This window comes from Anabaenopsis elenkinii CCIBt3563, assembly GCF_015245355.1.
Classification (GTDB): domain Bacteria; phylum Cyanobacteriota; class Cyanobacteriia; order Cyanobacteriales; family Nostocaceae; genus Anabaenopsis; species Anabaenopsis elenkinii.
The window spans coordinates 3,626,322-3,645,151 of sequence record NZ_CP063311.1 but is presented as its reverse complement, the minus strand read 5'-3'; the positions used below and the strand labels follow the sequence as shown (position 1 = coordinate 3,645,151).

Genomic DNA, 18,830 nt, shown 5'->3' with positions numbered 1-18,830 from the left:
CATCTGTGGTTCGTCAAATCTGCGCCCAAATTATATGAGTCCAAAGCCAGGGAGGCTACAAAGTCAATATACCATCATTGATGGTTTAGCAATGCACGCATGGGTATCATCTCAGCCACCAGATGCTCCCGTCGTGATTTTGGTGCATGGGTTGGTGGTTTCTGGTAGTTACATGATACCCACAGCTGAGTTACTAGCACCTGATTACCGCGTCTATGTACCCGACTTTCCCGGTGAACTACCTACACTGAACTAGCGGTACAGTGTAGGCTTCCCAATTCATTGGGAACCGCCTGAGCCTTCGTAGATTTTTTACGTCCCGAAGACTTTGGTCTTATATTGTTGTTGGTAGTTGACATACTCACCGAGCTTCAAGATCGGTGAGTATGTCAATAGTCATTCCGGCTCTCTACGCCAAGTTTGGGAAACAGTTTATCCCTCAACACAAACCTGCTTTGATTAACCAAACATGGTCAAACTAATAACGATGATGTTGTGATTTTGACACTCCCCACGGCTAGATCCCGGGGGATTCTAGTTTCACGTTATCGCGATCGCTTTCCCGTACAATGGCAGTAATTTTGTCACAATATTTATCAAAGCTGTATCCAAAAGCTATGTTACTATCTCTACCATGACTGCACCAACACAGCTATGGTAAAAGAATTAGCGATTCGTACCTGCGGATTAACTAAGCAATTTGACCAACATATTGTTGTCAACAATGTTGACTTAGAAATCCCAGAGGGTGAAGTATATGGATTAATTGGCCCCAATGGTTCCGGGAAAACAACTCTCATCCGGATGTTGGTGACTGCTGAACAACCAACCACGGGGGAAATTTATCTTTATGGTCATCCCCTAGAATTTGACAAGAGTAACTCAACTATCAAGCGTCGTATTGGCTACTTACCCGATAACTATCCCCTATATGAAGATTTAACAGTCTGGGATTACTTAGACTATTTTGCCCGGTTGTATCATTTGCGGGAACCACATCGTACGCAACGCTTACACGCAGTTTTAGAACTTATCCAACTGGAGAATAAACGTCAAGCCCTAATTTCTACCCTATCCCGGGGGATGAAGCAGCGCTTAGGTTTGGCGCGGGCGATTATTCACGAACCAATTTTACTCATTTTAGATGAGCCAGTTTCTGGACTTGATCCTATTGCTAGGATGCAGTTTCGCGACATCATTACAGCTTTGCAAGCTGCGGGAATGACTATTTTAATTTCTTCCCATATTCTCAGTGATTTAGCGGAACTATGCACTAGTATAGGCATTATGGAATTGGGTTGTTTAGTAGAAACCGCTTCCCTGGAAGAAATCTACAAACGATTTTCTCAACAACACATTATCTTATCAACCCCTGGAGGTTTAGAGTTAATCGAGCAGGAATTACAAAACTGTTCCTTGGTGCAAAGTTGGCAAAAAATACCCGGTGAAAACAGTCTCAAGGTCAGTTTTAGCGGTACACCAAAAGATGGTGCTGATTTATTGCGTTCTCTGATTCTATCGGGTTGTTCTATCAGTAACTTTCACAGCACACAAGAAGATTTAGAAAGTATTTTTTTAAAATTAGGGCACAAACAAGCATCCTAATAAGTCAATAATTATCTGTGTATATCTGTTCAGGGAGTAGGCTCATGATGCGCAATATGATCTCTGGCTTAGGTGAATTAAACCCTCAATTCTTACGAGAAATTAAGGGACGTTTAAAAACTCCCAACGTTTTATTAGCATTATTTATCAGTTTTCTGGTTCAGTTGATGCTGTTTATTTACTACCAAGCTGAACTACCAACAAAGGAAACTATCTATTATTCCCTTCCACGTTATTGTCAAGGTGAATGGATAAATTCAGAATTTAAATGTGCTGTTGATCAGTATGGTAAGGTAATTATTAATTGGCGAGCATGGCATGATCATGTTTTCTCTTCTCTGAGTCTAATCATCGTTTTTGCTCTTGTGTTGGTCGGAGTTTACTTACTCATCGATGATTTAGCCAGGGAAGCTAGGCGAGATACCCTCGGTTTTATACGTCTAGCTCCCCAATCACCTCAAAGTATTATTGTGGGTAAAATACTTGGGGTTCCCATCAATTTATATATTGCCATTTTATTCGCAATCCCTTGGCATTTGTGGTTAGGTTTAAATGCTCAAATATCCTTAGAACAGATCCTAATTTTTTATGGCATTTCCCTGGTCTTTACCATTTTCTACTATAGCGGTGCATTACTATTTGGTTTAATAGCTTCTTGGTTAGGTGGGGTTCAAAGTTGGGTAGGAACTGGTTTACTTATAGCTATTTTTCTATTCTATAAAGTTATAGATAGCAGGGATTTTATACCATATACACTGATGACATTGCAGCTAATTATGCCGCAATATTTTATTCCTAACTCTTCTGGTGATTTCAGCTTTACTAATTTTCATTGGTTCGGTATATCACTAGGAAATAATTTTGCCATGACTATCAGCTTTAGTTTATTAATTTCCATAATTGGCACTTACTTTTTATGGCAATCTCTCAAGCGTTGCTATAGTTTATGCCATACTACCATGTTAAGTAAACAGCAGAGTTATCTATTAACTAGTAGTTTTACTATCCTAACTGTAGGATCCGCTGGTTGGCAGGACTTGACATATCTTAATAAAGATATTGAAATTTTAATGTTAATGTTTGCCAATTTCTGGCTATTTTTATATCTGATTGCTGCATTAACACACCATCGCCAAACAATTCAAGATTGGGCGAGATATCAGCACGTTTATAGTCATAATTATCCTGGAAAGCACAAATTAATCAAAGATTTAATTTGGGGTGAAAAAAGTCCCAATATATTGGCGATCGCCATCAATGCTCTAATTTATGTCATCGGTAGCAGTATATTCATTTTAGCCTTATCAGAGCCTATATTGTATAAGTTAAATATTTTTCTTGCCTTAACTTTTGCATTTACTGTAATAATAATTCATGCAGCCTTAGCACAATTACTTTTATTAATGAAAAATGGGCAGCGGTTGTTATGGACTAATGTGATTTTAGCTGCTGTGATGATAGTACCAGTGGTTTTGCTGACAATGCTTTTTCCGGACTCTGCTCACACTTCACTATTGTTTTCTGTGTTCGCACCACCACTGCTAATTATATCCTCAGAAACTGCTGGCATAACTAAGGCGATAGCAATTATGGGACATATAGCTATTTTCGGGCTATTACTCTGGCAAATTAATCGCCAGTTAAAAACATTAGGGGAGTCAGCAACAAAAGCATTATTAAAATCAAGTTAACAACTAAGAAATCAAAACAATCCCCAAGTCAGGCGTAATCACTATGAATTATTCCCCAACTACAAGTTTTTTTCTGGCCAATTCTTGATCAGAATAGGATTTCCCGACTAATTCATAGTATACAGCTTGGGTTTCTTGATTAACCCGTGCTGCTTGGAAATACTGTAAATTTTCTTGAGCGCGACATTTCCACCTCTGTAGGTCTACAGGTTCCCTGAGTAGTTGTGTCAAAACTTCAGCCAAGGTTCGACTATCTTCGGGTGGAACTAAAATACCAGCTTGTCCGTTATCTAAGGTTTCTGGGATACCATCTACATTACTGGCGATAATTGCACAACCCGCTTCCCTAGCTTCTGTGAGCACTAAACCAAATGATTCACAGTGAGAAGCTAAAACAAAAATATCTGTTGCTAGCATATAGCGTTGCGGTTCAGGCTGGAAACCTGTAAAGTGTATGCGATCGCTATAAGGTGTATTTCTAACCATAGCCTCAAGCATGGGGCGATCTGGCCCATCTCCCACTAAATATAGATGTGCATGGGCAAATTCTGCCGCAATGGTGATAAAAGCTGTAATTAACTCAGCAATTCCTTTGCGGTAATACATCCCCGCCACAGTGGTAATTGCTGGACGCTGTAGGGGTAGTGGTTGGTAATCTTGAATACGACGATGTCGGGGACTGTTTAATGTCCCGTTGGCTACCACTCGCACCTTTGCTTGTGGTATACCACGCCGCACCATAGAGTTAGATACTGCATGACTAACTGCAATTACCCGCTCTGCTAATCCCATGACTATGGAACTACGCTGAAACTCATTATGTACTGTAGCAATTAAAGCATAATTACATATGCCTTTGAATATTCCTGCTAGTATAACCCCTGTCATCATATGTGCATGAACAATATCTGGCTGAAACTCTCGCACAATCTGTCGATAACCCCAAGCAGCTTTGAGAATATTTAGAGGTTCCCTAGACTGATTTAATTGCCAGTGTTTAACAGTATACAATGCTAATAATTCCTCATATTCTCCACCATCTGAGACTACAGCAACGGTATGACCATCTTCACTTTGTAAACAAGCTAAGTCTACCGCCACATTGACAATTCCATTACCAATGTTCTGCACATGATTAATAATATGTAAGATCCGCATTTAAGTTGTGTCCTCAGCAGTTATTCAACCTTAAAAAAGATTTCAAGTGTTTAACAGTATACAATGCTAATAATTCCTCATATTCTCCACCATCTGAGACTACAGCAACGGTATGACCATCTTCACTTTGTAAACAAGCTAAGTCTACCGCCACATTGACAATTCCATTACCAATGTTCTGCACATGATTAATAATATGTAAGATCCGCATTTAAGTTGTGTCCTCAGCAGTTATTCAACCTTAAAAAAGATTTCATAAGCAGCCCGAAAAACGTTTAATCAAGTAGATGGTAAGTAAATGCGGTAAAAAATAGTCAAAGTCTTGATGTTAAATCACTGGTATGATAATTTTCATAAGTTGTGTGTTTCCTTGTCTGATTTTGCCTGAAAAACTTTATCTAAATTTTACTACTTGTAAAGCCAATAAATTTAGTTTTTTATACGAAAAAATAAAATTAATCTTTTGGCAATGTTTGATTAACCAGGGAGTCACAAACAAAAAAAACGGGTGACTAGAGTAAGTCCAGAAACCCATTTAGATGATTTGAATATCAATAAATGTGGTAGTATTTAAAGCCTAAAGCGATAAATAATCACTTTAGCTTTGGCATTTTCTTCTAGAAATAGGAGATACTCACCATTATTTCGCCGCATAGCACGAAGCCCATAGGGGATATCAATCCAACCACTTTCCGATGCAACTTCTGGGCCTGGTGTTAAGTTTTTCACGAAAGCCCCAGTTTTGGCATTATATATATATACTTTTGCCGTTTTCACCGTCACAGCAAAAACATAGTCCCCGGCTACACTCATAGCTGCGGTAGAAACTTCACGTTTACCGGTATTATCGTGGGGAACTACTATCCGCCAACGGGGTGTTCTATTTCCCCGACTCCAATTATCAAAACGTACAATCTCAGAACCCACAACTTTAGTGTCATCTCCAACAGCTGGATGATCTACGGTAAAGCCTGATAAATACATGGTATCGGTTTCCGGTAAATACTCAATCCGCCGCAAATCGGTAAACATACTCGGGGTTGCTTCCTTTGACATGGAAGCGTAGGTATAGATGGGATTACCATGGTTATCTAGTCCCTGTAAAGGATAGTGTCGGATACCCTCTTTAGTTCGTACAGTTTTCCACACATCCCCTCGACTATCTACCCACCATCCCCCAATGTAAGGATAATCTTTGGTGGTGTCGTATTCACTGGGATCAAACTTACCGTTATTGTTGCGATCTCGCCAAATCCATTCTCCCTCTTCCGGTTGATGGGGAGGCCAATTTCCTGGGATTGATTTTCCCCCACCCCCACGAGTTCCGACAAACATTCCCGACGGAATCGAGATTTTACCATCTGTATCGGGATTGAGGCGGTAAATTTGCAGAAAACTTTCATACATATCAGTCAGGAAAATAAAAGGTTTCCCTTGGATACGACGCACCCAGGTAGCATCTGGGGAAGTATGTAACCGTGGATCTTGGGGATATTTGAAAGGATTTAAGGTGTAGGCTTTATAAGTCCATTGCTTACCCACAGGTTGACTATAATCCATCAAGAATTCTTCTTGTTTGGTAAATAAACGTACTCCATCACTGGTGGGGTCAGCATCAGCATTATCAACAAACATCAATCCCATTAACTGCCATAATAATTTTCCTGATGATGAAAACTTGCGTAAATCTGTACCTGAGTTGTTAAACCCATTACTATTTACATAGATATTACCTGCAAAATCTGTACCGACTCCCGTCAAACCGTACAGTTTTAAATCTTGGATTTCACCAGGAACACCCCCATAAACTCCCCCCGGAGTACCCAAGGTACTGACCAGAACAGGTTGATCTTTAAGTTGGTAAATCAGCACCTGCTGACGAGGGCCATTTTCTGCTACCAAAATTCTGTTTTGCAAATCAACTGCGATCGCACTGGGTTCTACAATATTGCTTATTTCCTGGGGTAACTGCTTTCCTTCCCGGGAATAATGGACAATTTTAGCCGGATTACTCCCATGTTTGGTTTGAATAATCCAGAGGTTACCCTGTCTATCAACAGCTATCCGCCCCGGACTCGCAACCCTAAAGCTGCGTATTTCCTGCATGGTGTCTGTATTATACACACGCAGACGGTTAGTAGCAGCATCACTAACATATAATTCATTTCCCCTCGTTGCTAATCCGGTAACTGGACTTTGGTTACTGATAATTAACATACTCTTATCCCAACCACGTCCTTGAGCAAAGGGTGCGGATTTCCCAGATAAGTGGTAGCGTCTGACACAATGCCAACTTGTCCCTTCTGGGGGATAGTCTTGATCTTTCCTATTCACAAAATCTTGGCGCATGCCAATATAAACATACTGATCATTTGCTGTCACAGCCTGTCCTCCGTGACGACCCCAACCGTGAAGATCCGCCAATCTCCCAATCACATCACCATCTTTATATATTCCCGCTTCTCTACCTGCTTCATCCCACAGACTATTAGTATAAACTGTACCATTTGGTGCAACATACATGGACTGAATATAATTTTGTACCCATTTTTCTCCACCACCAAAGGTATTACCAATCCAAGAGGTTTGATATGTCGGTTGAGGGGTTCTGCTATTGACCTCATGATTGGAAAATCCAAGGGAAGTAAAAATTATTACTCCAGCTATAATCGATACAAGATTAACAAATTTAAATCTCTGGAAGTAGTGATTAACCTTTTGGTATAGTTGGGTGAATTTGTGCATATTTTCTTCAGGTATTCAGCGATATTCTAGTAAATTACGATTTCTATATAGAGAATTTATATTAAATTCACTTATTAACAATAATCTCTGTTCTGAGATATCATGAATTTATACATATTTACTTTGATTTTTGTCTGCTACACATTTATTTCATAACAAATTATGGGAGTGAAAACTTGAATATTCATCGAAAATTTACCAAAAAAATACAGAAATTTTATATAAAAACATCAAATAAATGCTTCATGCAATATCTCTAAGGACTCCACATTTAAAACACCTGTTGATACAGCAACATCAATAGTTCACAAAATATCCTTTTCTTAAAGTCTCTATAGAGTAGCAGGTGAGAATGACTGATTCTCTAGATAATTGCAGGAGATAAGTACTAGCAATATCAACTGATGAACGACTAACTTAAAAAACAAGTACTTGAGCTTGGTCAGTAAGTGGTTGTAATGAATTTGAATATAACCGTAGTGGGATAATTCGTGCTTAGGGTTGAGGCTTAATCACACTATACTATCACTACATATGATGTTTAATTTTAATCATTGACTGATGATTATAAACATAGGTACGCTGAATACATAATAGGAGCTAAGTAGGTGGAAGGTAAAAAACAAAATTTTAATTCAACACCTGCATCTATTCTCACTCTGGGAACAGGCTGGTTTCCTCAAACTCCCGGTGGATTGGAACGGTACATTTATGAACTGACTCATACATTAGCAGCCAATCAAGACAAAATAGAACTTTGCGGAGTAGGTTTACCAGAAAATCAACTCAATTTACCGATAAAGTTGACTAATTTGGGTAATCCAAATCAGGGAATCTTGCAACGCCTAGCAACTATTCGGAATAACTTTAAAACAACGCGAGTCAGTAAAGCAGATGCTATTAATCTCCATTTTGCCCTATATAGCTTTCCTATTTTGGATCTTTTACCCAAAGGCGTACCCATAACTTTTAACTTTCATGGTCCCTGGGCTTCTGAAAGTCAGGAGGAAACAGTTAGTAATAAATTCAGTTTTTTTGTCAAACGATGGCTGATAGAACAAGCAACTTATAACCGTTGCGATCGCTTTATTGTTCTCAGTCAAGCTTTTGCCAATATTTTACATAGAGAATATGAAGTTAAATCGAATAAAATCCATGTGATTCCCGGTGGGGTTAATATTAATAAATTCCAACCCAATTTACTGCCAATAGCCGCTCGTCAACAACTCCACTGGCCGGAAAATCGCCCGATTCTATTTACATCCCGACGTTTGATTCATCGCACAGGTGTAGATAAATTGTTAGCAGCTATGACAATAATTCAACCAAAAATACCTGATGTTTGGTTGGCGATCGCCGGTCGAGGTCATCTGCAAAATTCTCTTAAAAAACAAGTTAAAGAGCTAGGCTTAGAAAACAATGTCGAATTTTTAGGTTTTTTGCCAGATGAACAGTTACCTGTAGCCTACCAAGCAGCGAACTTAACTGTTATACCTAGCCAATCTTTTGAAGGATTTGGATTAGCAATTGTGGAATCTTTAGCCTGTGGTACACCAGTGATGTGTACACCAGTCGGGGGTATGCCAGAAATTTTACAACCATTCGCGCCAGAGTTAATTACCAGTTCTCACACAGTTTCAGCTATTGCAGAAAAATTAGAGGAGATATTACTAGGAAAAATATCAACCCCTTCACGTGAAGATTGTTTTGAATATGCTGTGGCTAACTTCAATTGGGAAAAAATTGCTCAACAAGTGCGTGAAATTATCTTGGACTAATCGGTCTCTACCGTAATCATTGCAACTGGGATTTCATCCCTAATTACCATTATCCACTTAATCACAATTCCTGAAATACTACACCGGAGATATCATTTAGATGGTTGTGAATCATATACTGGCTAACCAATACTATATTTATATTAATAAAGGTCAAAAACCAATTCCTTGGGATATATACCAGACCAATCCACCAGTTAAATTTGGCTCGGCTGACTATGTTTGTAAAGTATTTCAAGCTATAGAAGAAAATTCTACTCTCAGTGGTCTAGTATTTTACGTCACCTGGGATGCAATGGATGAAATCCCATCCTATGGTAAGAATGTCGTTGTTTTGATCATCGGAGACGAATGGTATCGTATACCAAAATATTTTCATAAGGTGAAGGCTGTATTTAAGTGTATAGGTACTCGCCCCATTTTAGGATGTAATCCTATACTTCAGCCTTCTTGGCTGAACTTGCTGACATTAATTCAATTTATTAGAATTTTATTAGTCTGCTTACCCGGGTTAGTCAATTATCAATTTCAGAAATTGAAAAGTTGGTTGTTAGGTAAAGGTGAAATAACTCCAATTTATGATATTCCTCTAGGATATAATAATTCTAAAGATTTACCTATTAAGCCTCCACAAGAACGTTTGTATGATACTTACTTTTCTGGTAGTATTGTCCACGTAAATTATCCCATTTGGTGTTTTAAGCGTTGGCTAGGAACTCCCAAAACTTTAGCTAGAAAACTGATGATATCAAAGGTCAGAAAATTCCAACGCCAAAACCACAATTTTAGAGTTGAATTAGGTATTACGGCTGGCTTTCATGATCGAACTAGCGAAGATGAGCGCAGCTACAGTGAAATTATGATGGATACAAAAATATGTCTTGTTCCTAGAGGTACATCTTTGGAAACAACTCGCTTATTTGAAGGTATGAAATATGGTTGTGTCTTAGTCACAGAAGCTTTACCTTCTCGCTGGTATTTGGATGGAGCACCCGTAATTCAAGTTAAAGATTCTCGAAATTGGGAAAAAGTTTTAAAACAACTATTAAACAATCCACAACTCATGGCAGAAATGCACCAAAAATCCCTAAATTGGTGGATGAATAAGTGTTCAGAAACTGTTGTAGCAACATACGTGGTCGAAAAGTTAAATGGTTCGATAGAAGTGAAAAATTTGGCTGTAGATGTAGTTCCTAGATCCAATTTCTCTATGTCTTTAAATACCCATTGAAATTCAAATCAGCTTGAGGTAGTATCACAGGAATATTGCCTCAAGTATGATACCTCAGCCATATACAGCAGTTTTCAAGTCAAGAAAGTACACACCTTAATATCATAAATCTTGTGGGGTGGGCATCCTGCCCGCCTTTTTGTAGCTAACTCCGATGAACAGGGGCTGTATTTATTTTCTATATCAACTGTAATTGCCGAATCAGTAATAATATATTCCTATGAAAATTTTATTTTTAGACCAAAGTGGTAAACCTGGTGGTGCTGAACTTTGTTTAATAGATATTGCTAAACCCTATAGAGAACAAGCCTTAGTCGGCTTGTTCGCAGATGGCCCTTTTACAAACTTACTTGAGCAGCATCATATCCCGGTAAAAGTTTTCGCCACTCAAGGAATACCAGTTCATAAACAAAGCAATTTTCTGGAAGCTGTGGGGAGTTTCAGACAGCTTGTACCACTATTAGCTAAGGTGGTACAAACAGCAAGGAAATATGATCTCATCTACGCCAATACACAAAAAGCCTTAGTTATTGGCGCACTGGCTAGCTTTTTAGCCCGTCGTCCCTTGGTTTATCATTTACACGATATTCTTTCCCCAGAACATTTTAGTCCAACCAACCTGCGGATTGCTGTTACGTTAGCAAATAGTTTTGCTTCATTAGTAATTGCTAATTCCCAAGCTAGTCAAAGGGCATTTATCCAAGCAGGAGGAAACTCAAAACTCACGGCAATTGTTTATAATGGTTTTGAGTCTCAAAATTATCAAAGCTCTCCATCTGTAGTTAAAGAATTACGGCAACAGTTAGGACTAGAAGGAAAATTTATAGTTGGACACTTCAGCCGGCTTGCACCTTGGAAGGGTCAACATATTTTAATCGCCGCTTTGTCTCAATGTCCGCCAGAAGTGTCAGTAATTTTAGTAGGTGATGCTCTGTTTGGTGAACAAGATTATGTCCAAGAATTGCATACACAAGTCACAAGGTTAGGACTAGAAAACCGGGTCAAATTCTTAGGATTTCGTGGGGATGTTCCCCAGCTAATGACTGCTTGTGACTTGGTAGCACATACATCCATAGCCCCAGAACCCTTTGGGAGGGTGATTGTTGAGGCTATGTTATGCGGTAAGCCTGTGGTAGCAGCAAAAGCTGGGGGGGCGATGGAATTAATAGAACATGGCGTTAACGGTTTTCTCGTCACACCAGGTGTACCAGAAGAATTAGCACAAATAATTAATACCTGTCTTCAAGATCCACAAATCACTGTCAGTATAGCCAGTTACTCTAGGGAGATTGCCTGTCAACGGTTTGACATCAAAGCTATTAATCAGGAAATAGCTCAACTATTGTCCCACAGGGTGGGACAATCGGTATAAGCTTGTGTCGCTCCCGTAGTTTGTACGTGATTTTACTATGCCACCTCTTGCATTTTTGACGAGATATTTATTTCTGGGAATGGTCGCGACAGTTGTTCGGATGGTGGCGCTACAGCTTGCTCTAAAACTTGCACTTCGATATTCACACTGACTAAATAACTACCAGTTTCATTACCAACAGCTTCAGCTATTAATTCACTAATATCTGGACGTTTCGCTGTCAGTGGGTCACGTAAAATACACCTGTCCCATTCGTGTTGGGCAGTCGGATTGAGGTTGAGAATATAATGCTTGATCATTGGAACTAACCCTTAAATCCATCTGGCAGAAGTCCGTCGCTGCAAACCTTTGCTCTTCGTTAGGCAATATTCGCGCTATGACCCATTATAGTACAAATGTTCTAAACTGTCTCAGATAAATTGTGAGCAACAAAAAATACTATTAGGCACAGTTGAATTACAGAGTGAACAGATACCTGAACGAGTATCTGTGAATCACTCAGATTTGCCATTAATTTTTGAGTGCAGCAATTGACCTTCATTGAGCCAAATACCTTGTTGAGGGACAGGAATTGAGAATCCGGCTTGATCAAAGGCGATTTTTAAGCGCCGGCGAAACTCCCTTCCCACCTCCCACTGTTTAAGTGGTAGTGTCTTAATCCAAACACGAATCATTAAACCGCGATCGCCAAAGTTATCTATTCCTAGAACTTGAGGCATTTCCAGTATTTGACGTTTCCACAGAGGATCTTGATTCATCTCCCAGCCTACCTGTTTAATCAACTCCATAGCATCATCAATGTTATTTTCATAGGCAACTGGAATAGTTAAATCGGCTCGTGACCAACGGCTAGAAAGATTCGCAACCACTTTAATTTCACTATTGGGAATCGTAATTAAACGCCCTTCGGCGTCCCGCAGCTGAGTAATCCGCAGATTGAGATTTTCTACTAACCCTCCTACATCCCCCACAGCAATCACATCGCCCAAAGCATACTGGTCTTCAAAAATGATCAGAAAACCATTAATAGCATCTTTAATTAAGCTTTGGGAGGCTAGAGACACAGCCACACCAATTAAACCCGCACCTGCTAGTAAAGGAACAATATCTATACCCAAGGACAGCAGAGATAGTAAGATGCCGACCACTAACCAAATTCCAGTAATAATGCTTTTAGTCACACCGGAAAATGTAGAAACTCGCAGTTCCATCCGTCTGGAAGCTTCTGTATTTAATAAAACACCACTGCTGATCAAAGTCGAGGTGAAGCGGTCAATCAGCGCATAGGTGAACCGGGTGGCGACATAAACTCCTACTATGATCACAACCAATGCTATGGGAATTTGAGCAGCTGTAATAATGCCTACCTGAAAGACTCTTGTATAAGGAAATAGACCCAATATGAACAGAAATCCACCAGACCAAATCCCGGTTTGAGTTAATTGAAACAGTCTGGTTTTAACCTCTTGAATATCTCGATCTTGCTGTTGATGTAGTTGGGTCGTCAACTGTTGAGCATTATCTGCTATGGGTAGGATGGGGTGTTGTGAATGCTCTTGTAAACGGCGTTGAAGGTAATAAACTCCCCCACTCAACGCAATCATTAACACTCCCACCCCAGCCGCAACCTTACCTTGATTGATTAAAATTTCAGTGGTGCGCTCTTTGTCTGCTCGTCGTAACGCTTTTTTTAACTGTTCGGTAATTTGAACTGCTGATACAGATGCTTCTTCTCTTCGCAGTCTGGCATCTTCCATCGTCACCGTCATCAGGTATTGACCATTGACATAAATTACTAGTGAGTTATTCAGTGTCCCGGTTTCAATGTTAATATTTCGTTCAGAGGAACTTAGGTAATTTTGGCGAATTTGATTGAGATTTTGTTGTATATTCCGGGAACGCTCCGGAAAATTCGTTCTGGTTCCTGCTATTTGAAATACTGGGTAGCCATCTAGATAAATCCAGCCAGACACAATTCTATTATCTGCATCACTACCGGTTGTACTGGGAGATTGTAGAAAAGGCAAAATGGGGAGTTGAGCGGAGGCTCTTGGTATAGAAACAACAGCGATCGCCATTGAACTGGCAATTGTCACTATCATACCTCTACCCAACATTCTTTTGCATGATACCCCCTTTCTAGGTGTGAGAGATGCTGGATGAGATACCTTGTTACCTGATTTGTACTTGTCAGCACTGCAGGTATTACTAAGGCGACCTTCCCCTAAAAGTGCCTGTTTATGCTCAAAATAACCAAAATTTGACCATAGGACTTGCTTGGCGATCTCCAAAAATTGAAAGCGCACTCAAATACCTCCCTAAAGTAACAGATGATCTTAATCCACTCCTCACAAAAATTAGGGATGAGGTTAACCTGAAAACCATGCAATGTCAACCTAGAACAAAGTACAATTAACAAGCTTGGTGGTAAATACAAGCCAAAATCATCAGCTGTACAATACCCTAGTAAGGTACGTGATTTTTACGTAACTTTTTTGATTTTTCTGAGGAAATTTTTAATGACTGCAACTTCTCCCCGACTAAAGCACGAGGTTAAAGACCTCGCCCTAGCTCCCTTGGGAAGACAGCGTATTGACTGGGCTGGCCGGGAAATGCCAGTATTAAAGCAGATACGCGATCGCTTTGAGCAAGAAAAGCCCTTTGCTGGTTTACGCCTTGTAGCTTGCGCCCACGTTACCACAGAAACAGCACATTTAGCGATCGCCCTCAAAGCTGGTGGTGCTGATGCAGTTTTAATCGCCAGTAACCCCTTATCAACTCAAGATGACGTAGCAGCTTGCTTAGTCACTGATTACGAAATTCCAGTATTTGCCATTAAAGGCGAAGACGCAGCCACCTATAACCGCCATGTGCAAATCGCCTTAGATCATCGCCCCAACATTATTATTGATGACGGTAGTGATGTAGTTGCCGATTTAGTGCAACACCGTCAACACCAAATTGCCGATTTAATTGGGACAACCGAAGAAACCACCACCGGAATCGTGCGGTTACGCGCCATGTTCAACGATGGCGTTCTCACATTCCCCGCCATGAATGTTAACGACGCTGACACCAAGCACTTCTTTGATAATCGTTATGGTACAGGTCAGTCAACCCTAGATGGCATTATCCGGGCGACAAATATCTTATTAGCTGGTAAAACCATCGTAGTCGCTGGTTATGGCTGGTGTGGTAAAGGTACTGCTTTACGGGCCCGTGGTTTAGGCGCTAACGTCATTGTTACCGAAATTGACCCCATCAAAGCCATTGAAGCGGTTATGGATGGTTTCCGGGTATTACCCATGTCGGAAGCAGCGCCCCAAGGCGATTTATTTATTACTGTCACCGGTAATAAACACGTGGTTCGAGGCGAACATTTCGATATCATGAAAGATGGTGCGATCGTTTGTAACTCCGGTCACTTTGATATTGAAATTGACCTTAAATATTTAGCCGGTCAAGCCAAAGAAATTAAAACAGTCCGTCCCTTCACCCAACAGTACATACTCAAGAGTCGTAAATCTGTAATTGTCTTAGGTGAAGGTCGTTTAGTTAACCTCGCCGCTGCGGAAGGACACCCCAGCGCCGTTATGGACATGAGTTTTGCTAACCAAGCCTTAGCTTGTGAATACCTGGTGAAGAATCAAGGTAAATTAGAGCCTGGGTTACACTCTATTCCTGTAGAAGTTGATCAAGAAATTGCTCGTTTGAAGTTGCAAGCTATGGGTATTTACATTGATAGCTTAACTCCTGGGCAAGTTGAGTATATCAATTCTTGGCAGTCTGGAACCTAATCTTAATTAACTAGTTGATTTTTGGGGGATGGGCGTTTTGCTCCTCCCTTTTTTTTCGCACCCAGGAAGAAAAGAAGATATGAGTTACTGATACCTTGTTGATTAATTGACAAGGCCAAATATTTATGAGGTGCTTATATTACTAGCACAAACAAGATCCTTAAATTTTCTGTGGGTATCACAATCGAGCATTTCCAATTGTTTGACAAGATTTAAACTCTTAGTGGTTTTAGCAATTTCTAGTAAAGATTCGTCGATGTGATAGTTCTTGTGTTCAATCAGCCAGGTGAGGATATCAAGGAGATACCAGACAGACTGCGACCCTCCGTAGACAGCAGGGGGAGGGTCTGAAATGCTTTTTGATAGTAACTTTTGAATATTTTGTCGAGAGCATCCCAAAAGCTTCGCTACATCTGTTACACCAACAAAATTGGGTGATGCCTCCACAATCTCCGCTTGTGGAATAGCCTTTCTGACATCATTTATGGCGCTAGAAATTGCATCATAGGCCGATGGTGCTTCACGAATAAAATCAAGAGCGATAAAACCCTTTGTCCCAGTGCCAATAATAGCATCATCACAGCCCGATTCATAAAGGGCATCGACAAACATACCAGTATCAGTCATAGGATTTGGGACTTTGAATTTCAGAGTAAATTCATATTCTCTCATCTAAGTATTACCCTCTCCTAACAAGTAATCATTTCTTTTCTTGTTGATAAATACACTTGTCCACTACTCGACGAATCTGCTTTGCATGGTTAGTGGGATTTCTAGGGGTACTCCAAATACTAGTAATGCAAAATTCCCCACATCTACATTCAGAATCTTTGTAAGGGCAATAGATTTTACCCCAAGCATGAGAGCCTCCTTCTTCAACTTTCCAGCCTTGCTCAACAGCATAATTCAACGCCGCTCGTATCTCTTTATGGGGGTGTTTATTTGCCATTACTTAATAGAATATTAATTTAAAAAGAGTGAATTGTCAACTGACAACTTACTCCGTCCATTTTACAAAAAACCACAGCATATAAACCAACCAAAACTACGCTGGACAACCCAACGCTTTGGTAACAGAACAAAGCCTTTAGTATTAACCGGACGACGTATAACCTCCAAAACCCAGTGATACGCATCCATCACCCATCTCATAAAGCCTTCACCTTGATACCCAGCATCAACCCAAATCAGCACCAATATTATACCGTTTGCCATTTTGGGAAGTCATTTGGCAACATCCGCCATGGACAACCCGCACAGAGAACATAAAATATGGCACTAATCACACCGCGTAGGTCAACCCGACGGGGACGACACCCCAAATTTATTGGGGGTATCAGCACTGATAGCAATTCCCACTGTTCATCGGTCAAGTCTGTTGGGTATGATTTAGACATGGCTCAAGTAACTCTGTCGCGTTTTTATCTACTGACAGAATATCGTTACTTGAGCTTTTCTTGACTTTCCAAACATCCTCTTAGACCATCAGATTTTCCCCCTCACTTCTGTCAGCAGTCCGTAGTATTGATCTTTATGAATTTCTCAGCGACATGATTCCACAACCCAAACCCGGTGGTCGCAAGGGTGAAGTCGATATGTGGTCTGTATTGATTTCGGTGGTTGAGCGAAGTCGAAACCACGATCCCCCCAATAATCTCTAAAATCTCTTGGGGTTCTCTTAACCTCACTTCCTCGCCCTTATTATTGTTCCCTTCGACTTCGCTCAGGGAACATATTGATTTCGGTTTCGCTCCTACTATCGAATATTATTTTACCCCACCCTCACCCTCCCCTTGTAAGGGGAGGGGACTGCATTTAAGGAATTAAAGAGGGTGAAGATGTGATGAAAATTACGGCTGAAAACTTACCAAACAACCTCTAAGTCCTCAAGGCGATCGCTCTAGCTATGTGAGGAAATATGACCAAGGAAAACCGACATCTTCAGAAATCACAAATAAACCAGGTGTTTCACCCAGTTACTGCATGGGGAAAACACGGTTATTTGGCAATTTGGCACACATCCCGGTTTTGAAAGTGGTATCTTTTTATTGTGCAAGGGGTGTAGCAGGAGTGGTCGAGATTAATCAATCTGGGCTGCTCCTGCAATTTTATTGATAGTATTAACCACGAGTCAAAAGTTCTAAATTATGACCATCCAGGTCATAGAAGTAAAAACCACGACCTCCCATTCTATGGTTAATTTCACCTTTGTGTTCATGCATGGGGTCACTACTGTATTCAATTCCTATTTCTTTGATACGTGTAAAGATGCTATCAAATTCTTCATCACTGACATGAAAAGCATAATGGTGAGAGTCAAAGTTCTCTCTGTCAGCAAAATCTAAGGTTAACTGGTCATTGATACGCACAGCTGCAAAATGACCAACGGGAGTATCAAGTTTTAGTCCAAAAATTCCTGCAAAAAACTGTGCCGATTTCTCCTTATCGTGTGCAGGTACTATAGTATGGTTTAAGGTAATTGTCATATCACACCTTCGTTGTTTTCGGAGATTACTCAGGGTAGCATCCGTATAAATGGCAAAATCACCACAGATAAATATCATCTTGATATCCATGGAATTCGCCAGAACATTGCTTGACTATGGGTGTAGTTTCTCTATTTTAGCTATCAACTCCCTATGGCTGAGAAAAGTCAATACATCTCAATTCTAATCAAACTCTGCCATCCCCTGCATTCTCAGCCTGAAAGTTTCAAGGTACTAAAGCTAACACCCCCACAGGAGAACCCGAACCATCCCGCAACCTCAACACACCAATCATTAAAGTACTACCCTTTGGTGGTAAGTGCTGCAAATTTGTGAGATTTTCCAAAATAATCCTCTGCTGTGCCAATACCAGACGGTTAATATTAAAACTGTCATCTTGTCCAGGGTCTACCCCATGGGTATCAGTTCCTAAACCAGCAATTTGTCTTTGTTCTAACAGAAACTCAGTTGCATCATAGCTAAAACCGGGAAAGTGCATCTTTCCTTGAGGATCTTGGTTCAAAAATGCCTTTTTATCTAACCATTTATTGTCCCAGCCAGTATGAAGCAATACTAAACTACCAGTAGGAATTTCACCATTTTTTTTCTCCCAAGCTAAAACATCAGCAACAGTCAAGGCGTAATCAGGATTTAACTTTGCAGCTGCGCAGATGTGGATAACTACCGCAGGTAACACTAGGGACTCACCTGGGTATTGGTCAATTCCCGCACTATGAGGATAAAAACTTTTGGGTGCATTAATGTGAGTAGCACTGTGTTCTCCTATGGTCAACCGTCGTAGGTAATAGCCATCCTCTGGGATGTTGGCGACGGTGGTAAATTCCACTGGGGGATCACCTAGCCATTGGGGAATATCTATGTCAATTATATGACTTAGATGTATTACCTGTGAGTAAGTTATAGTCTTTTGATTTTGTTTCATATATGAAATTGACTTCTCCCTTGG

At 40.3% G+C, this 18,830-nt stretch carries 16 protein-coding genes and 1 pseudogene; 7 read left to right on the top strand and 10 right to left on the bottom strand.

Annotation, left to right across the window (positions count from 1 at the left end; translation table 11 throughout):
• Nucleotides 1-34 precede the first annotated feature (34 nt).
• The 3 genes from IM676_RS15890 (at nucleotide 35) to IM676_RS15880 (ending at nucleotide 3,296) form a co-directional block, all read left to right on the top strand.
• The gene (locus IM676_RS15890; RefSeq protein ID WP_225880387.1) at nucleotides 35-256 is read left to right on the top strand and encodes an alpha/beta fold hydrolase; all 222 of its coding nucleotides are present in this window, start codon (nucleotides 35-37) and stop codon (nucleotides 254-256) included.
• Nucleotides 257-654: 398 nt separating this feature from the next.
• Nucleotides 655-1,605 (top strand): ABC transporter ATP-binding protein, encoded by a 951-nt coding sequence (locus IM676_RS15885; protein WP_200987781.1) that lies wholly within the window; start codon nucleotides 655-657, stop codon nucleotides 1,603-1,605.
• 44 nt (nucleotides 1,606-1,649) lie between these two features.
• Nucleotides 1,650-3,296: a hypothetical protein gene (locus IM676_RS15880; RefSeq protein ID WP_200987780.1), complete on the top strand. Its 1,647-nt coding sequence runs from the start codon at nucleotides 1,650-1,652 to the stop codon at nucleotides 3,294-3,296.
• Between the two features lie 48 nt (nucleotides 3,297-3,344).
• Here IM676_RS15880 and IM676_RS15875 read toward each other — a convergent pair whose 3' ends face one another.
• The 3 genes and pseudogenes from IM676_RS15875 to IM676_RS15865 all read right to left on the bottom strand — a co-directional run bounded on the left by IM676_RS15875 (nucleotide 3,345) and on the right by IM676_RS15865 (nucleotide 7,199).
• On the bottom strand, nucleotides 3,345-4,454 hold the full coding sequence (locus IM676_RS15875; protein WP_200987779.1) for a glycosyltransferase family 4 protein: 1,110 nt from the start codon (nucleotides 4,452-4,454) through the stop codon (nucleotides 3,345-3,347).
• Nucleotides 4,455-4,500: 46 nt separating this feature from the next.
• A pseudogene (locus tag IM676_RS15870) lies at nucleotides 4,501-4,665 on the bottom strand (glycosyltransferase); the annotation flags it as partial.
• A gap of 359 nt (nucleotides 4,666-5,024) precedes the next feature.
• Complete coding sequence (locus tag IM676_RS15865; protein ID WP_200987778.1) at nucleotides 5,025-7,199, bottom strand: NHL repeat-containing protein; 2,175 nt, start codon at nucleotides 7,197-7,199, stop codon at nucleotides 5,025-5,027.
• Between the two features lie 608 nt (nucleotides 7,200-7,807).
• Here IM676_RS15865 and IM676_RS15860 point away from each other — a divergent pair.
• The 3 genes from IM676_RS15860 to IM676_RS15850 all read left to right on the top strand — a co-directional run bounded on the left by IM676_RS15860 (nucleotide 7,808) and on the right by IM676_RS15850 (nucleotide 11,580).
• The gene (locus tag IM676_RS15860; protein ID WP_200987777.1) at nucleotides 7,808-8,977 is read left to right on the top strand and encodes a glycosyltransferase family 4 protein; all 1,170 of its coding nucleotides are present in this window, start codon (nucleotides 7,808-7,810) and stop codon (nucleotides 8,975-8,977) included.
• 100 nt (nucleotides 8,978-9,077) lie between these two features.
• The gene (locus IM676_RS15855; RefSeq protein WP_200987776.1) at nucleotides 9,078-10,208 is read left to right on the top strand and encodes a glycosyltransferase; all 1,131 of its coding nucleotides are present in this window, start codon (nucleotides 9,078-9,080) and stop codon (nucleotides 10,206-10,208) included.
• 220 nt (nucleotides 10,209-10,428) lie between these two features.
• A complete protein-coding gene (locus IM676_RS15850) occupies nucleotides 10,429-11,580 on the top strand; it encodes a glycosyltransferase family 4 protein (RefSeq protein WP_200987775.1) in 1,152 nt (383 codons plus the stop codon).
• 35 nt (nucleotides 11,581-11,615) lie between these two features.
• On the opposite strand, the gene IM676_RS15845 is transcribed toward IM676_RS15850, so the two are convergent.
• Together IM676_RS15845 and IM676_RS15840 are read right to left on the bottom strand one after the other, a co-directional pair.
• Nucleotides 11,616-11,879: a hypothetical protein gene (locus IM676_RS15845; protein WP_200987774.1), complete on the bottom strand. Its 264-nt coding sequence runs from the start codon at nucleotides 11,877-11,879 to the stop codon at nucleotides 11,616-11,618.
• Between the two features lie 195 nt (nucleotides 11,880-12,074).
• Entirely contained in the window at nucleotides 12,075-13,682 is a 1,608-nt protein-coding gene (locus IM676_RS15840) for a mechanosensitive ion channel family protein (protein WP_225880386.1), read from the bottom strand.
• 417 nt (nucleotides 13,683-14,099) lie between these two features.
• On the opposite strand from IM676_RS15840, the gene ahcY reads away from it, so the two are divergent.
• The gene (gene ahcY / locus IM676_RS15835; protein WP_200987773.1) at nucleotides 14,100-15,377 is read left to right on the top strand and encodes an adenosylhomocysteinase; all 1,278 of its coding nucleotides are present in this window, start codon (nucleotides 14,100-14,102) and stop codon (nucleotides 15,375-15,377) included.
• A gap of 123 nt (nucleotides 15,378-15,500) precedes the next feature.
• Here the strand turns inward: ahcY and IM676_RS15830 are convergent, their stop codons facing one another.
• From IM676_RS15830 to IM676_RS15805, 5 genes are all read right to left on the bottom strand, one after another.
• A complete protein-coding gene (locus IM676_RS15830) occupies nucleotides 15,501-16,049 on the bottom strand; it encodes a helix-turn-helix transcriptional regulator (RefSeq protein WP_200987772.1) in 549 nt (182 codons plus the stop codon).
• A gap of 339 nt (nucleotides 16,050-16,388) precedes the next feature.
• Nucleotides 16,389-16,592, bottom strand: a complete 204-nt coding sequence (locus tag IM676_RS15820; protein ID WP_200987770.1) for a hypothetical protein — start codon at nucleotides 16,590-16,592, stop codon at nucleotides 16,389-16,391.
• Complete coding sequence (locus IM676_RS15815) at nucleotides 16,577-16,774, bottom strand: transposase (RefSeq protein ID WP_200987769.1); 198 nt, start codon at nucleotides 16,772-16,774, stop codon at nucleotides 16,577-16,579. Before IM676_RS15815 ends, IM676_RS15820 begins: the two co-directional genes overlap by 16 nt.
• Before the next feature lie 723 nt (nucleotides 16,775-17,497).
• Nucleotides 17,498-17,863 (bottom strand): VOC family protein, encoded by a 366-nt coding sequence (locus tag IM676_RS15810; protein ID WP_200990238.1) that lies wholly within the window; start codon nucleotides 17,861-17,863, stop codon nucleotides 17,498-17,500.
• 226 nt (nucleotides 17,864-18,089) lie between these two features.
• Entirely contained in the window at nucleotides 18,090-18,806 is a 717-nt protein-coding gene (locus tag IM676_RS15805; RefSeq protein ID WP_200987768.1) for a cyclase family protein, read from the bottom strand.
• Between the last annotated feature and the right edge of the window lie 24 nt (nucleotides 18,807-18,830).

What these genes read in the sequence shown, in the direction of transcription:
- IM676_RS15855 (WP_200987776.1), top strand. Translation starts at nt 9,078, where the DNA reads ATGGTTGTGAATCATATACTGGCTAACCAATACTATATTTATATTAAT.
- IM676_RS15880 (WP_200987780.1), top strand. Translation starts at nt 1,650, where the DNA reads ATGATGCGCAATATGATCTCTGGCTTAGGTGAATTAAACCCTCAATTC.
- IM676_RS15815 (WP_200987769.1), bottom strand. Translation starts at nt 16,774, where the DNA reads ATGTCTAAATCATACCCAACAGACTTGACCGATGAACAGTGGGAATTG.
- IM676_RS15810 (WP_200990238.1), bottom strand. Translation starts at nt 17,863, where the DNA reads ATGACAATTACCTTAAACCATACTATAGTACCTGCACACGATAAGGAG.
- IM676_RS15850 (WP_200987775.1), top strand. Translation starts at nt 10,429, where the DNA reads ATGAAAATTTTATTTTTAGACCAAAGTGGTAAACCTGGTGGTGCTGAA.
- IM676_RS15805 (WP_200987768.1), bottom strand. Translation starts at nt 18,806, where the DNA reads ATGAAACAAAATCAAAAGACTATAACTTACTCACAGGTAATACATCTA.
- IM676_RS15875 (WP_200987779.1), bottom strand. Translation starts at nt 4,454, where the DNA reads ATGCGGATCTTACATATTATTAATCATGTGCAGAACATTGGTAATGGA.
- IM676_RS15820 (WP_200987770.1), bottom strand. Translation starts at nt 16,592, where the DNA reads ATGGCAAACGGTATAATATTGGTGCTGATTTGGGTTGATGCTGGGTAT.
- ahcY (WP_200987773.1), top strand. Translation starts at nt 14,100, where the DNA reads ATGACTGCAACTTCTCCCCGACTAAAGCACGAGGTTAAAGACCTCGCC.
- IM676_RS15830 (WP_200987772.1), bottom strand. Translation starts at nt 16,049, where the DNA reads ATGAGAGAATATGAATTTACTCTGAAATTCAAAGTCCCAAATCCTATG.
- IM676_RS15845 (WP_200987774.1), bottom strand. Translation starts at nt 11,879, where the DNA reads ATGATCAAGCATTATATTCTCAACCTCAATCCGACTGCCCAACACGAA.
- IM676_RS15885 (WP_200987781.1), top strand. Translation starts at nt 655, where the DNA reads ATGGTAAAAGAATTAGCGATTCGTACCTGCGGATTAACTAAGCAATTT.
- IM676_RS15840 (WP_225880386.1), bottom strand. Translation starts at nt 13,682, where the DNA reads ATGATAGTGACAATTGCCAGTTCAATGGCGATCGCTGTTGTTTCTATA.
- IM676_RS15865 (WP_200987778.1), bottom strand. Translation starts at nt 7,199, where the DNA reads ATGCACAAATTCACCCAACTATACCAAAAGGTTAATCACTACTTCCAG.
- IM676_RS15890 (WP_225880387.1), top strand. Translation starts at nt 35, where the DNA reads ATGAGTCCAAAGCCAGGGAGGCTACAAAGTCAATATACCATCATTGAT.